The 15,022-nt window shown below is 43.3% G+C and carries 15 protein-coding genes; 11 read left to right on the top strand and 4 right to left on the bottom strand.

The genetic code is table 11. The features are described 5' to 3' along the window. Positions 1–152 precede the first annotated feature (152 nt). The gene (locus EX191_RS02480) at positions 153–1,505 is read left to right on the top strand and encodes a hypothetical protein (protein ID WP_006743263.1); all 1,353 of its coding nucleotides are present in this window, start codon (positions 153–155) and stop codon (positions 1,503–1,505) included. Positions 1,506–1,533: 28 nt separating this feature from the next. On the opposite strand, the gene EX191_RS02475 is transcribed toward EX191_RS02480, so the two are convergent. Next, entirely contained in the window at positions 1,534–2,031 is a 498-nt protein-coding gene (locus EX191_RS02475) for a DUF4442 domain-containing protein (protein WP_005396564.1), read from the bottom strand. A gap of 374 nt (positions 2,032–2,405) precedes the next feature. Here EX191_RS02475 and EX191_RS02470 point away from each other — a divergent pair, with 374 nt between their 5' ends. Further along, positions 2,406–3,464, top strand: coding sequence for a 3-deoxy-7-phosphoheptulonate synthase (locus EX191_RS02470; protein ID WP_006743262.1), 1,059 nt, complete (start codon positions 2,406–2,408; stop codon positions 3,462–3,464). 21 nt (positions 3,465–3,485) lie between these two features. After that, a complete protein-coding gene (locus EX191_RS02465; protein WP_005377415.1) occupies positions 3,486–3,968 on the top strand; it encodes a YajQ family cyclic di-GMP-binding protein in 483 nt (160 codons plus the stop codon). Between the two features lie 104 nt (positions 3,969–4,072). Here the strand turns inward: EX191_RS02465 and EX191_RS02460 are convergent, their stop codons facing one another. Next, positions 4,073–4,993 (bottom strand): precorrin-2 dehydrogenase/sirohydrochlorin ferrochelatase family protein, encoded by a 921-nt coding sequence (locus EX191_RS02460; RefSeq protein ID WP_006743261.1) that lies wholly within the window; start codon positions 4,991–4,993, stop codon positions 4,073–4,075. Positions 4,994–5,454: 461 nt separating this feature from the next. On the opposite strand from EX191_RS02460, the gene EX191_RS02455 reads away from it, so the two are divergent. The 5 genes from EX191_RS02455 to EX191_RS02435 all read left to right on the top strand — a co-directional run bounded on the left by EX191_RS02455 (position 5,455) and on the right by EX191_RS02435 (position 10,692). After that, positions 5,455–6,483 carry an amino acid ABC transporter substrate-binding protein gene (locus tag EX191_RS02455; RefSeq protein ID WP_005396567.1) on the top strand — a complete coding sequence of 343 codons (1,029 nt, stop codon included), beginning with the start codon at positions 5,455–5,457 and terminating at the stop codon, positions 6,481–6,483. 218 nt (positions 6,484–6,701) lie between these two features. After that, positions 6,702–7,907, top strand: a complete 1,206-nt coding sequence (locus EX191_RS02450) for an amino acid ABC transporter permease (RefSeq protein WP_006743259.1) — start codon at positions 6,702–6,704, stop codon at positions 7,905–7,907. 1 nt (position 7,908) lies between these two features. Beyond that, positions 7,909–9,006, top strand: a complete 1,098-nt coding sequence (locus EX191_RS02445) for an amino acid ABC transporter permease (RefSeq protein WP_193447066.1) — start codon at positions 7,909–7,911, stop codon at positions 9,004–9,006. 23 nt (positions 9,007–9,029) lie between these two features. Beyond that, positions 9,030–9,779 carry an amino acid ABC transporter ATP-binding protein gene (locus tag EX191_RS02440; RefSeq protein ID WP_005377400.1) on the top strand — a complete coding sequence of 250 codons (750 nt, stop codon included), beginning with the start codon at positions 9,030–9,032 and terminating at the stop codon, positions 9,777–9,779. Between the two features lie 250 nt (positions 9,780–10,029). Next, positions 10,030–10,692 (top strand): Bax inhibitor-1/YccA family protein, encoded by a 663-nt coding sequence (locus EX191_RS02435; RefSeq protein ID WP_005396571.1) that lies wholly within the window; start codon positions 10,030–10,032, stop codon positions 10,690–10,692. A 77-nt stretch (positions 10,693–10,769) separates the two neighbouring features. On the opposite strand, the gene EX191_RS02430 is transcribed toward EX191_RS02435, so the two are convergent. Then, a complete protein-coding gene (locus EX191_RS02430) occupies positions 10,770–11,144 on the bottom strand; it encodes a chromosome partitioning protein ParB (RefSeq protein ID WP_085343819.1) in 375 nt (124 codons plus the stop codon). A 408-nt stretch (positions 11,145–11,552) separates the two neighbouring features. On the opposite strand from EX191_RS02430, the gene EX191_RS02425 reads away from it, so the two are divergent. Next, positions 11,553–11,882: a TusE/DsrC/DsvC family sulfur relay protein gene (locus EX191_RS02425; RefSeq protein WP_005377396.1), complete on the top strand. Its 330-nt coding sequence runs from the start codon at positions 11,553–11,555 to the stop codon at positions 11,880–11,882. A 3-nt stretch (positions 11,883–11,885) separates the two neighbouring features. Here EX191_RS02425 and yccX read toward each other — a convergent pair whose 3' ends face one another. Beyond that, the gene (gene yccX / locus EX191_RS02420) at positions 11,886–12,158 is read right to left on the bottom strand and encodes an acylphosphatase (RefSeq protein WP_005396574.1); all 273 of its coding nucleotides are present in this window, start codon (positions 12,156–12,158) and stop codon (positions 11,886–11,888) included. A 90-nt stretch (positions 12,159–12,248) separates the two neighbouring features. Between yccX and EX191_RS02415 the strand changes: the two genes are divergently transcribed. Both EX191_RS02415 and EX191_RS02410 read left to right on the top strand, forming a co-directional pair. Beyond that, positions 12,249–13,652 (top strand): methyl-accepting chemotaxis protein, encoded by a 1,404-nt coding sequence (locus EX191_RS02415; RefSeq protein ID WP_104971746.1) that lies wholly within the window; start codon positions 12,249–12,251, stop codon positions 13,650–13,652. Positions 13,653–13,814: 162 nt separating this feature from the next. Next, on the top strand, positions 13,815–15,008 hold the full coding sequence (locus EX191_RS02410) for a class I SAM-dependent methyltransferase (protein WP_167713295.1): 1,194 nt from the start codon (positions 13,815–13,817) through the stop codon (positions 15,006–15,008). Positions 15,009–15,022 lie beyond the last annotated feature (14 nt).

Here is a 15,022-nt window from a genome sequence, read left to right as displayed (position 1 = left end):
AACTAACAAGAAAATCAGAGAGAAAAGCATAGTGCTCTGTTATGCTGTTGTCGTTCAGCTATATGCCCCAGTCACTCTTTTAGCACTTTTATGCTTACCTGCTCAACAGTACGCATAAGTTAAGAATGCTTTAACAAAGTCAGGAGCTTTCTTTGGTCACCGTCGATAAACAAGACTCAATAACATTAAAAATCAGTCATGCACTCGCAAAGAGCAAAAGTGTCGACCTAGATATTTACTTTTTTATACCTGGTGAGCTTGGTTTAAACGCCGATATCATCAGTGAATCCGAATTTTATTACACTTCAATCACACAGCAACGCTCTTATTACAGTACTGAAATCCTTCTACCGCTAGTACACAGTCGACTTGCCAAACGTGGACGCCTGTCGAATCAACAATACCGAGTAAGTTTGAGTTTGTTCGCGTACCAATACGTTATTGCGCTAGACAAAGCGGTGGCAAGTTTAAACAAGCATCAGAACAACTCCGTAACGGAAGATGAAGTAGACGAAGTTATCGAGCTCACGCTTGAGATCTTAAAGCGCTTGCGACGTTCTATTCCTTATGAAGAGAACTTAAAACGGTACTACGTTAACATCGATAACTACCTGTCTTGGTATACCGAGCAGAAGTTTTTATCTCTAGTGGCTCATCTCCCGCGTGAAGGCGATTATGGCACGATTAAGAAACGCTTGATCACGCTCTGTGAAAAAGAGCAAGCCCATCGAAAACTCAACAAGTACAACTCTCCAAGAGTCGTTGAAGACGTTACTCGCCTATCTAACAAAATGCGCTTGCTAAGACGCTTGATTGAACACCCTATCGTGCTTCGTGAAGAAACCATATCAATGGGTAACAACATCAAGCGTGCTATCAAAGGTATTGCTACTGGCTTGGTGATGGTTGTCGTGACCTCAACCGTGATTCTCGCTCGCGATTACCTTGGGGAAATTTCCGCGTCCTTCATTATCGCGATGTCATTTATTTATGCTCTACGAGAAATCTTTAAAGATGATTTGCGCGATGCGATGTGGCGATGGATCCGTAAAGGCAAGCCAAAGTGGCGTAAGAAGTATGTTGATCCAACAACGAAAAAAGTGGTCGGCAGAAAATTAGAGTGGCTCGATTATCGTACGTTAAGTAGCTTGCCAGATAAGATTCAAAGAATACGTAAGAAGCGCGTCGTGCAGCGCGAAGAGCAGATACTTCATTATCACGAGAAAACCGAAATGGCGACCTCTCTATTCTTGAGTGGTTATGAGCAAACAAGAGAAACACTGAACATCAGTTTGCGCCCTATCATCCGCTTGATGGATAAAAGCTCAAACCGAGTTTACCGTTTAAATGAAGGGCAAGTGACCAAAGAGTCTGTAGAGAAACGTCATTTGCTCAATGTGATTGTCAAAGAGGACAACCACACCGATGAGCCTGTTTATTACCGTTGGAAAGTGGTCTTAAACCGCTCCAAAATCGTCTCGATTGAGCAGATTGAACTCAATTAAAGCGATATTCTTTAAAAACAGCAAACCACTAAGCAGCCTCTTTTCTTTGTTGGGCTGCTTTTTTTATCGAAAGAGTCAACGAGAATTCAGCCATAGGTTCGTCACCATGTAAGCTAGGACACAACGCGACGATTTTTACATCGCGATTCACTCGTTCACCCGTTGCCAACGTATGATCGAGCATCTCATCAATGACATGACCATCGTTACACACAAAGTGTACATCCGCTTCCGGACGTTTTAAAAACTCGGCTTTGACGCCTTTAAATGCTAAAGAGATCGCTTCTCCTTTTTCTTGCGCCTTGCTCATAGCAAGAAAACCACCAGCTACATCCGCCCCAACCGCTAAAGCGCCGAAATACATGCTATTCAAATGGTTCTTTGTTCTTCTTCGCAAAGGGATTCGAACCTCAACGTGCTCGCTATCTATCGCAATGATCTTAGGATGACAAAGCCAAATCAGAGGCACTTTAGAAAAGCCAAATAGATTTAGGTACAAATTTGCACGACGTACAGCTGATAACATTTTGGTCTCCTTACCAATCTAGTCAGACCAGTTAATCAACGAAAGAAATAGATGTCAAAGAAATGTTAACAAAAGCTCGATCTCACGAGTTATTTAGCCACTAATTTAGTGACATTGTCACACAGATAAACATGAGGTTTGCCGCAGTTATCTTGATTGCCTAACGGTGAGATAGATGAAATGGTTATAAATTCAAATGTATATATATTGATTTAATGATCAAGTTTTGTCATTTATACATAAGTCATTTAAATGAATACCTACACCTTTGTATACAATTCGGTATTTCCTGGCGAAGATTCCCGTGAAACGGTTTATTCCTGCCTGTAATTCCGTTATCTTTACCCCTTCGCAATAGAGAATAAAGCTATAACATGCCTATAAAAACAGATGAATTGAGAACCCAACCTTTGGGTCCAATGCCTACCCCAGCAGAGCTAGGTAGTGTACATCCTATTACGGATGACGTTGCAGACCGTATCGCTCAATCTCGTCGTCAGATTGAAAACATTTTATCGGGTGAAGACGATCGCCTTCTTGCGATTGTAGGTCCGTGTTCTGTTCACGACACTGAAGCTGCCATTGATTACGCCACTCGCCTGAGTGAAATCCAAGACAAGTACAAAGACGAACTGTTTATCGTGATGCGTACTTACTTTGAAAAGCCTCGTACAGTAGTTGGTTGGAAAGGTTTAATTACCGACCCTAACCTAGATGGCTCTTACGCGCTTGAAGCTGGTCTCCATAAAGCACGTAAACTACTACTGGATATCAACAAGCTTGGTCTTGCGACTGCTACTGAGTTTCTTGATATGATTACTGGTCAATACATAGCGGATTTGATCACGTGGGGCGCGATCGGTGCTCGTACAACAGAATCGCAAATTCACCGTGAAATGGCATCGGCGCTGTCTTGCCCAGTTGGTTTCAAAAATGGCACAAATGGCAACGTAAAAATTGCAATTGATGCAATTCGCGCATCGAAAGCCTCGCATTACTTCTACTCTCCAGATAAGAATGGCCGCATGACGGTTTACCGTACAAGTGGTAACCCATATGGTCATATTATTTTACGCGGCGGAGAGAAAGGCCCTAACTTTGATGAAGCGTCAGTAAAACAAGCGTGTGATGCTCTAGCCGAGTTTGGCTTGCCACAACGTTTGGTTGTGGATTTCAGCCACGCAAACTGTCAGAAGCAGCACAGAAAACAAATCGACGTTGCTCAAGACATTTGTAACCAAATTAAGTCAGGCAGTACTCGTATTGCGGGTATCATGGCTGAAAGCTTTATTCTTGAAGGCAATCAGCCAATGACTGACATCAACAACCTAACGTATGGTCAATCTATTACAGACCCATGCCTAGGCTGGGAAGATACTGCTACAATGCTAGATATGCTGGCAAACGCCGTTAAATCCCGAAAGTCCCTATAACAAAATAATCAAGGAATCTTCATGCCATCGTTTGATATTGTTTCTGAAATCGATACGGTTGAACTACGTAACGCCGTTGATAATGCTAACCGTGAATTGTCTACTCGTTTCGATTTCCGCAACGTTAATGCGAGCTTTGAGCTAGTAGAAGAAAACGTAAAAATGTCTGCGGAAGGTGACTTCCAACTTAAGCAAATGCGCGATATTTTACGTGGCCACTTGGCAAAGCGTAATATTGATGCAAACGCAATGGATGCACAGGACCCAGATGTAACTGGTAAGAACTGGCACCAAACTCTGCTTTTCCGCCAAGGTATCGATACACCAACAGCCAAAAAAGTAGTGAAACTTATCAAAGACGCAAAGTTAAAAGTACAAGCCTCTATTCAAGGCGACAAGGTACGTGTTACTGGTAAGAAACGTGATGACCTGCAAGCGACAATGGCAGCGATTCGTGAAGCAGAGATGGGCATACCATTCCAGTTTAACAACTTCCGTGATTAACTCAGTCTGAGAAGTAACTTAGTTTAAAAACGCCAGCGCATAGTTCGCTGGCGTTTTTGTTGGCCTTTTAATCGAGCAAGCCAAGTACCCACTTTTTAACGTGGTTATATCACCAAGTCCTGCCCTTGCAGCAATAAGAACTCGCTCGTCCCTTTAGGGATAAACACGCAAACTCGAAGCTTTTCAGATTTAGCCTTGGTCAACATATCAGAGAGTTCAGCTGCGCTGGAGAAAGCTTCTCGCTCTGCATCTCTTCGTATTAGCTCTAGCACGTTCGCTTCGCATCGAGTTGAGTAAAGTGCTAGCTCGGCTTGTTGCATGTAGCGCACGGCCTTAATTGGCAACATCTCAACGTCTTTCCCTACCTGTATCCAAGTACAACTTCCCTTTTCATCCAAAGGTGTTGCCATGGTCGCTTGGTAAATCGTTTCTAACTCTCTATTATCTCGCGCGTTTTCAACCTCAGGATTCGAGAAGAATTGCTCCCAAAACTTACGACGTAAATCGACGCTAGGTAGTGCTTCTTTAATCGAATTACGCTTTGAGTTAGCAAAGTCCGCCATCAACCCCATGTTTTGTGGAAGTATCGATTCAAGCTTTTCACGGATGTTTCGAATTAAAACTGGTGAGGCACCGCCACTAGAAATAGCAATTTGTATGCGGCCACGATTGATCATAGAGGGCGTAATGAAGTCACAATAAGGCTTATCATCAACAACGTTCACTAGGATGCCTAATTCTTTCGCATCTTTATACACTTGGTGATTTAGCTCAGGATTATCTGTCGTGGCCCACACTTGAACAAAGCTTTTAGTGACAATGTCACTTGAATAGAAACGTTGCACCCAGCGCACTTGATGCTCTGCAGCAAGCTTAGACAGAAAGTCGACCAACGTTGGAGAAACGATAGTGACATCCGCCCCTGCCTTTAGCAACGCTTCCACCTTTCTGCTTGCCACTTCACCGCCGCCCACGACAAGAACGGGTTTATTGATTAAATCTAAGAACAGAGGAAAATATCGCATTTCAATCCATGATTACTCTAATTAGCTGTTGCAGACCATGCTACCAAAAATGGGGCAAGCTCATCACCCTGTTTCGGTATCACAAATAATTTTTGTTCGAATTTTTACTGAACTTCACCAAGCTCAGCTAATGACAGTTTTAATAACAACTTTTTATTCTCTTGTATTGTTCACTCTTTTATTGATTGTTCTGATGCACCAAATTGTCCATGATTTGCACTATTTACAAACAATTAACATTTCGTCATTCTAAATCTCAAGGCGCTTTGTAAGTTCTCTCAAAACTTCATTTAAATTATATATTTGAGAATTAACAGATCCTTTCCTACGCTTATAACTGGTTGATCTATCGAATACCGTTTCTTCGAAAATCAATCACGTAGGACGATAACTCTAACGAAATTGGACACGTTATTTCAGGTCACTCCTGATTAAACATGGATCATACAGGAAGGATACAAATGGCAAATAAACTCACAGTTCTTGCTTCCGTCGTAGCGGCTTCTACTGCGATGATGGCAACATCAGCTCAAGCAGCAGACACTACTCTGGACAAAGTCACAAAACAAGGTTTTCTTACTTGTGGCGTAAGTACCGGTCTACCTGGTTTCTCTAACCCTAACTCAAAAGGTGAATGGGAAGGTATCGACGTAGAATATTGCCAAGCACTGGCTGCAGCCGTTCTTGGGGATAAAACGAAAGTTAAATATGTACCCCTAACCGCGAAAGAACGTTTCACTGCGCTTCAATCAGGTGAGATTGATGTGCTTTCTCGTAACACCACCTGGACACTGCATCGTGATACTGCACTTGGCCTCAACTTCGTAGGGGTAAATTACTACGATGGCCAGGGCTTTATGGTGAAGAAAGATCTTGGCATCTCAAGCGCGAAAGAGCTTGATGGTGCATCAGTTTGCGTACAGTCCGGTACAACAACTGAGCTGAACCTTGCTGACTACTTCCGTAATAGCGGTATGTCATATAAGCCAGTCGTATTTGATACAGCAGCCCAAACGTCAAAAGGTTTCGATGCAGGACGTTGTGATGTGTTAACGACTGACCAATCTGGTCTTTATGCATTGCGCCTGAACCTGAAAGATCCCTCTTCTGCAGCCGTTCTTCCGGAAATCATTTCTAAAGAACCACTAGGTCCCGTCGTTCGTCAAGGTGATGACCAATGGTTCAACATTGCGAAGTGGACATTGTCAGCAATGATTAACGCCGAAGAGTATGGTATTAGTTCGAAAAATGCGGATGAAATGCTGAAATCGAAAGATCCAAACATCAAACGTATTCTTGGTGTTGACGGTCCGAAAGGCAAAGGTTTGGGTATTCGTGATGATTGGGGCTACCAAGTTATCAAGCAAGTCGGTAACTATGGTGAAAGCTTCGAACGCACAGTCGGTACTGGTTCGCCGTTAGAAATTTCTCGTGGCGTTAATGCGCTATGGAATGCAGGCGGCTTTATGTACGCGCCACCAATCCGATAGAACGAGTTAATCAGGGCGGTTCATGCCGCCCTTTTTCTTGATTTTATCCATCTGTATGAGTAAGGACCGCTCATTGAATGGCAAGAAGTATTCGCTTAGATAGGCTATTTCAACTCGAATATCGCCGTTTAGCTCTGGTGAAAACATGCTTCGACCAGCAAGGACGTGACTATTTATACAGGGAGATATCTATAACTAAGGTTTGAGGTTATCGCTGTATGAAACCGACAAAAGATGCATCGCCAAGTACGATGTCCAAACCGAGCGGAAGCAAGAGCTTGATTTATAATCCCGCCTTTCGTTCTGCTATTTTCCAGATCATTGCCATAGCTGCACTGGTATTTTTCTTTTACACGATTATAAATAACGCACTGAACAACTTAGATGCTCGTGGGATCGCTACGGGTTTCGGTTTTTTAAATCAAGAAGCCGGGTTTGGTATCGGGCTGACGCTAATTGAATACGATGAAACGTACTCTTACGGCAGAACGTTTATTATTGGCCTTCTTAATACAGCGCTGGTCTCCGTATTAGGTATTATTCTGGCTACCGTGATTGGTTTTACCATGGGGGTCGCTCGCCTTTCTTCTAACTGGTTAGTGAGTCGCTTGGCTGCTGTTTATATCGAAACGTTCCGAAATATCCCACTTCTTCTACAAATATTTTTCTGGTATTTCGCTGTTCTTCAAGCATTACCCTCACCGCGTCAAAGCTTGAGCCTTGGCGAAGCCATCTTCTTGAATGTTCGTGGTTTATATTTTCCAGCACCAGAAATGGAGCCAGGCAGTGGCTTTGTTATTGCTGCATTAATCTTCGGGGTGATCGCCAGCTTGTTGATTAATGTATGGGCGAATAACAAGCAACGCCTAACTGGGCAACAAACGCCAATGGGAAGAATAGCTTTAGGCTTAGTCGTTGGCCTTCCGCTGATTGTCTACTTCCTTGCTGGTATGCCAATTTCACTAAATTATCCTGAACTGAAAGGGTTTAACTTCCAAGGTGGTATTAGCATTATTCCTGAACTTGCCGCACTACTTTTGGCATTGAGCGTTTATACCGCCTCCTTCATTGCCGAAATTGTACGTTCTGGTATTAATGCGGTTAGCCATGGTCAAACGGAAGCGGCGATGTCGCTGGGCTTACCACGCGCGAAAACTTTAAAGCTTGTTGTCATTCCGCAAGCGTTACGAATTATTATTCCACCTTTAACCAGTCAATATCTCAACCTCACCAAAAACTCATCGTTAGCGATGGCGATTGGTTACCCAGATCTTGTCTCTGTCTTTGCTGGTACTACCCTGAACCAAACCGGGCAAGCGATTGAGATCATTGCGATGACGATGGGCGTGTACTTAACCTTAAGTTTGATTACGTCTGCATTAATGAACTTGTATAACCGTAAAGTTGCGCTGGTGGAGAGATAATATGAGTACTCATCAATTTCAACCGGATCTCCCACCACCAGCCAATACCGTCGGCTTTGTTGGTTGGATGCGGAAAAACCTATTTAATGGACCTGTCAATTCCATTGTTACCGTAACTCTTGCTTATCTTGTCTTTAGTGCAATTTGGCATATCGTTGATTGGGCGTTTATCAACGCAGACTGGATTGGTTCGACGCGTGACGACTGCAGCCGAGAAGGTGCTTGCTGGGTATTTATCAGCGTGCGCTGGGAGCAGTTCATGTACGGTTTCTATCCTGAGTCTGAACTGTGGCGCCCTCGCCTTTTCTATATCACATTGGCTATATTTACTGTGTTGCCAGCGTATGAAAAGACACCGAAACGGATTTGGATTTGGCTTTTCTTCGTAAACATCTACCCATTCATTATCGCTGGGCTGTTATACGGTGGGATATTTGGGCTAGAAGTGGTCGATACACACAAATGGGGCGGATTACTCGTTACGCTCATTATTGCGTTAGTTGGTATCGTAGTTTCACTGCCAATTGGTGTGGTGCTTGCGCTTGGTAGACGTTCAGAGATGCCCATCATTCGCAGTATTTGTACCGTCTATATTGAAGTTTGGCGTGGTGTGCCACTGATTACCGTTCTGTTCATGGCTTCCGTTATGCTGCCTTTGTTTATGTCCGAAGGATCAGAGACAGACAAACTTATTCGCGCTCTTATTGGTGTGGTGATGTTTGCCTCGGCGTACATGGCCGAAGTAGTACGGGGGGGCTTACAAGCGATTCCAAAAGGCCAATATGAGGCTGCCGACGCACTTGGGTTAAGTTACTGGAAAAAAACAGGGCTTATTATCTTGCCACAGGCGCTGAAGATTACGATCCCTTCTATCGTGAACACGTTTATCGGATTGTTTAAAGACACCAGTTTGGTTCTTATCATTGGTATGTTTGACGTACTAGGTATAGGACAAGCAGCAAACACCGACCCTGACTGGCTAGGCTTTGCTACTGAAAGTTATGTATTTGTCGCGTTAGTGTTTTGGGTATTTTGTTTTGGCATGTCGCGTTATTCGATATGGCTTGAAAACAAACTTCATACCGGTCACAAACGATAACTCATCAAGCTCAAGGACGTATTATGACGCAACAACAAGACTATATGATCCAATTGAAGGACATGAATAAATGGTATGGTGAGTTTCACGTACTAAAGAATATTAACCTCGATGTTAAGCGCGGGGAAAAGATCGTAATTTGTGGCCCATCAGGGTCAGGAAAATCAACGATGATTCGCTGTATTAACCGCCTCGAAGAGCACCAAGCTGGTAGCATCTATGTTTCCGGTACGGAGTTAACTGAAGATTTGAAAAATATTGAAGCTGTGCGCCGTGAAGTGGGCATGTGCTTTCAGCACTTTAATCTCTTCCCTCATTTAACCGTACTGGAAAACTGTACGCTCGCGCCTATTTGGGTGAAGAAGATGCCTAAAGATGAGGCAGAAGCGGTCGCGATGAAATATCTGGAACGCGTTAAAATTCCGGACCAAGCAGAGAAATATCCTGGCCAGTTGTCTGGTGGTCAGCAACAACGCGTGGCGATTGCTCGCTCTTTGTGTATGAACCCTAAAGTCATGCTTTTTGATGAACCAACATCAGCACTTGATCCGGAGATGGTTCGCGAAGTGTTGGATGTAATGGTCGAACTCGCCGAGGAAGGCATGACCATGCTCTGTGTGACACATGAAATGGGGTTTGCGAAAGAGGTTGCCGATCGCGTGATATTTATGGACGCAGGAGAGATCATCGAAGAGAACAACCCTGTTGATTTCTTTGAAAACCCTCAATCAGATCGAACTCAAAATTTCCTAGCGCAAATCTTACATCACTAAGATCTTTTCCAACTGGCATAATAAAAGCACTGATTTCAATGAAGTCGGTGCTTTTTGTTACTAAATTCAAAATTCTGTGTGACAATCACTATGACTTTGCTCTGCAGTAATATTGTGTTACAAGTTGTCAAATACATAACATCTTATTTCTATTATTATTTTATCTAAGTTACGCATGGTTAGGGCTTGATTTTTTGAACTTTCAATCCCATAAATGTACTTAAAAGAAAGTCTCTTATCGAGGAAGATTATGAACAGTCCAATGTTTACCCGCACTTCAACACAAGAAAGTGCTCTACAAACAAACAAAGTGTTGCGTAATACTTACGCACTACTTTCAATGACGCTTTTATGGTCGGCAGTCGTTGCTGGCGTAGCAATGGCATTTAACCTGCCACATCCAGGAATCATCCTAATGTTGGTTGGTTTCTACGGCCTGTTATTCTTAACAGAGAAAAACCGTAACAACAGCCTTGGCCTTGTGTTTACGTTCTTATTCACTGGTTTCTTAGGCTACACGATTGGTCCAATCTTAAACATGTACATCGGTGCTGGGATGGGCGATATCGTATTAACCGCTCTAGGTGGTACGGCGCTATCTTTCATGGCGGCATCAGCTTATGCACTAACAACAAAACGTGACCTATCTATGATGGGCGGCTTGATGCTATCGCTGTTTGTTGTGCTTGTTGTGGGTATGATTGCAAGTTTCTTTATTCAATCAACCATTTTACACTTAGCGTTGAGTAGCTTGTTTATCATTTTCTCTACGATGGCGATCCTGATGACAACACAAAGCATTATTCGTGGCGGTGAAACAAACTACATCTCTGCGACAGTAACTTTGTATGTATCAATCTACAACATCTTCATCAGCCTACTAAGCATTCTAGGTATTATGAACGACGATTAATCGTTCGCTCTAAGGTGAATACTAAAAGCCCGAAGGTAACTCCTTCGGGCTTTTTTCTTTGTTAGTGGTTAAGTGCATTACGCCTGTTCGACTGCTAACTCGATAACTTCATCAGCCTCAGGATTTTCTCTAAAACGTCTCACTTTAATCGTATCTTCACCCAACATGATTTGCTTAGCAATTCGGTGCATACCATCAAAAACGCGGTAATCATTGGTTAAAATTACGGGATACGACAAATCGGCATTGTTGATGCGTTGGCAATGCTTCGCGATCTCACGACAGGTTGGCTGTGGTCCATCATCACTAAACCAGGTCACTTCATTAGGGCCTTTGATATCATCAATAGCAATTTCTTCTACAGGTAGGGATTCTGCGAGCTTCCAAATACGCTCAATAGACCAAATGGATTTTACGTTGTCATTTATTTCAATGTAACGTTGTTTCGACATGACTAACTCCTTGTCATCATTATTGTTTACAACCAGAATGTAGGTTGCTTATCAACCAAGAGAATATCGGTCTATAAGAGCAAACACAACGTCGTAAGCTATTCATTCACAGATAAAATTCCATATTCAGACAAGTAGCCAAGAAAAAACCAAAACAAAAATGAATAAGTCTGGATATCCATGCAATTTTATTGGTACTCACCCCGAAAAATTCCTAACAAACTGAATAGTTTCCTATTTATTTGAATAAAAGAGCATTTGTATCAAAGCACCTAGCTTAGTCAAAAAGCACTCACCATTTTGTACGCTTTTGCTTCGCTCGGCACTACTTCGAGATTCTTTTGTTGAGAACATCCTCACCTGTCGCTAATCTATAAACATCCATGTTCACTTAGCGGATAAAACGTTATGTTCGTTTACAACGGCAAAGAAATTGAAACTGATGCTCAAGGCTACTTACTGGATCATACTCAATGGGAAGAAGGTATGATTGAGCTTTTAGCAAAAGAAGAAGACATCGAGCTTACGGATGCTCATTTGGAAGTTGTGCACTTTGTGCGAGATTTTTATGAAGAGTTTAATACTTCCCCTGCTGTGCGTATGCTTGTCAAAGCAATGGAAAAAGCGCACGGCCCAGAAAAAGGTAACAGTAAGTATCTATTCAAGCTGTTTAAAAAGGGGCCAGCCAAACAAGCGACTAAATTAGCCGGCCTACCAAAGCCAGCTAAATGCTTGTAGAATTTACAAAATCTTAAAACCGCGCAACGGCTTATATGACGCAGACTCCTGTATCACACTCTCTACTGTTGCCGTTCGCGGGCCTTCTTTCAACCACTCGGAAAACGCAGCTATTTGTGCATCTGTTCCACACGCCATCACTTCAACATCACCATCGTTTAGGTTCTTCGCGTAACCCGTCAAACCCAGTTTCAATCCTTGATGGGAAGTATGGTAACGAAAGCCGACGCCTTGAACGTGACCTTTTACTATAAATCTCTCACACTTTACGTTCATCTTTGTACCGCTTCTTTTTACTGAGTGATATATTCTTTTCGTCTATTCACCCCACTAAGGATAGTGGGTTTTTGCACGGTTATTATAATTATGAAAGAAATTCCATTCCGCTGGATTGATAAGTATCTCATTCACTTAAAGATTCAAGAAAAGTTCTATTTGCTCTTCGTTCTCCCTCTTCTTGCTTTAGTCATTCTCACTCTCGTCCTTAATAGCGCGGCTAATACGTTGATCTCAAGTATGTACCAAGAAGAGCTCATGCTTATGAAAGGTCTGATAGAGGCAGGCAACCTTTCTCAATCTCAAGTAGCAAGCCTCATAGCTGGTTCAGAAACCGTTTCTATTGGCTCAGGGCCGCAATCCGTGTCAGTTTTAAATGGTGCGTACAGCTTGGTTGCAAACCATGAACTTTCTTTATGGTCTGCCCTATCAACGACTCAAGTGAGCATCATCTGTGTGAGCTTGTTTATTCTCGCGCTTGGCGTTTACTACATCATGACGTTTATCGGCGGCGCAATGTTCACGATGAATAAAGCATTAAACACCCTAGCGGATGGTGACCTAACCGCGAGAATGAACTTCTTCCCAGTTCGCGACGAGTTTAGTGAAATTGCTATTACGATAGACAAAGTTGCAGAACGAGAACAACAAATGGTGCTGTCGATTCAAGAGTCTGTGGCGTTAATGCAACAAATTAGCTCAGACCTGAATCAATCAATTCATCACAGTTCAGATATTTCTGCGACGCAACAAGAGCACCTCAACTCTCTTGCGAGTGCAACGGAACAGATGGCATCAACGATTCGAGAAGTCGCGACATTAGCTCACGATTCAAGCGCACAAACCGATGATGCGCGCAGCGTGGCTCAGTCTGGACAAGTAAAAGTAGAGAATACGCTTCACTCGATTTCGAACCTCTCTAATGAGATTCAATCTGCGTCTCAGGCAGTAGCGGAGTTAGATGCCAATGCCGCACAAATTGATGAAGTCGTGACAACCATTAATGGGATTTCCGAGCAAACTAACCTACTTGCATTGAACGCAGCCATTGAAGCAGCACGCGCTGGTGAGCAAGGTCGTGGATTTGCGGTCGTTGCGGATGAGGTTCGCGCTCTTGCGGGACGCACTCAGCAAGCGACGGTTGAAATCCAAGCGATGATCGAATCATTACAGCGTAACAGTCAATCACTTACTAAACTGATGGAAGTGACTGTCAACAATGCAAATGAGGGACAAAACCTCATGACGGAAGTGAATCACGAAATCGGCTCTTTGGCAGATAAAAATCAAACTATATCCGACAGTAGCATTCAAATTGCAACAGCGGCTGAAGAACAAGGTGTAGTCGCGGACAATATCGCCTCAAGCGTTGAAGAGATTCGAGTTCAAGCAGATAACGTGTGCAATATGATCAGCACGACTTCACAAAACGTGGATCAACTGCGTAAGCAAAGCGACACCATGGAGTCGCTCCTTACTGGACTTAAAGCGTAGCAACGTAATCTGTTACGACCAGTTCAAATAAAAGGGTTACTTTAGTGACCCTTTTTTGTATTTAAAAGTCACTACAATGTACTGGATTGCCGAGGGATATTGCTTTTACCATTCACATCCCGGACAATACGCCCCTTTCAAAATTCAACAAGAGCTAATGAAATGACAGCTGCTATCTATTTGGTAAAAGGTCGTGAGAAATCGGTCAAGCGCAAGCACCCTTGGATCTTCTCTCGAGGCATCAACAAAGTTGAGGGCGAACCCGCTCTTGGCGAAACGGTTGATGTATTCACTCACGACGGTAAATGGCTAGCTAAAGCGGCATATTCGCCAGCTTCACAAATTCGTGCTCGTATTTGGAGTTTTGATAAAGAAGAAATCGACACCGCGTTTTTCGTAAAACGATTAAAAGACGCACAACTTCTTCGTGAAGACATTATCGAACGTGATGGCCTTACGGGTTACCGCCTTATCGCGGCAGAGTCTGATGGCATGCCAGGCGTTACGATTGACCGTTACCAAAACTTCTTTGTGTGTCAACTTCTCAGTGCTGGCGCAGAACACAATAAACAGGCCATTGTTGATGCTCTAGTTGAGTGCTTCCCTGATTGTAATGTGTACGAGCGTTCTGACGTCGCGGTACGTAAGAAAGAGGGTTTGAAAGAAGCCACTGGTGTACTGCACGGCGAAGAGCCACCTAAATCGGTCGTCATCGAAGAAAATGGCGTAAAGATTAGTGTAGATATCGTTGGCGGTCATAAAACAGGTTTCTACCTAGATCAACGTGATAGTCGCCAGCAAGCGATGAAATATGTGAAAGGCAAAGAAGTTCTTAACTGCTTCTCCTACACAGGTGGCTTCGGACTTTACGCTCTGAAAGGTGATGCAAAGCGTGTGATAAACGCTGACGTATCACAACCTGCTCTAGACACTGCGAAGTTCAACGCAGAACTGAATGAATTTGATATCTCGAAGAAGCGCGCTGTGTTCCTAAACGCAGACGTGTTTAAACTGCTTCGCGAGTATCGTGACCAAGGAACTCAGTTCGATGTGGTTATCATGGATCCACCTAAGTTTGCAGACAGCAAAGCCCAACTAAACGGCGCATGTCGTGGTTACAAAGACATCAACATGCTAGCAATGCAAATCCTAAAACCTGGCGGTACGCTACTGACCTATTCGTGCTCTGGCTTAATGGATCAAGTTTTGTTCCAGAAAATCATTGCTGACGCAGCCTTAGATGCTAACCGCCAAGTAAAGTTTGTGGAGCGCTTTGAACAAGCTGCTGACCACCCAACCGATACAGCATACCCGGAAGGTTTCTACCTGAAAGGTTTTGCATGTAAAGTTCTGTAATCACAGTGTTAGTT

Source organism: Vibrio chemaguriensis (genome assembly GCF_012275705.1).
GTDB lineage: Bacteria > Pseudomonadota > Gammaproteobacteria > Enterobacterales > Vibrionaceae > Vibrio > Vibrio diabolicus.
Note: the sequence above shows the minus strand (reverse complement) of the source record. Positions and strands in the feature narration are given on the sequence as shown.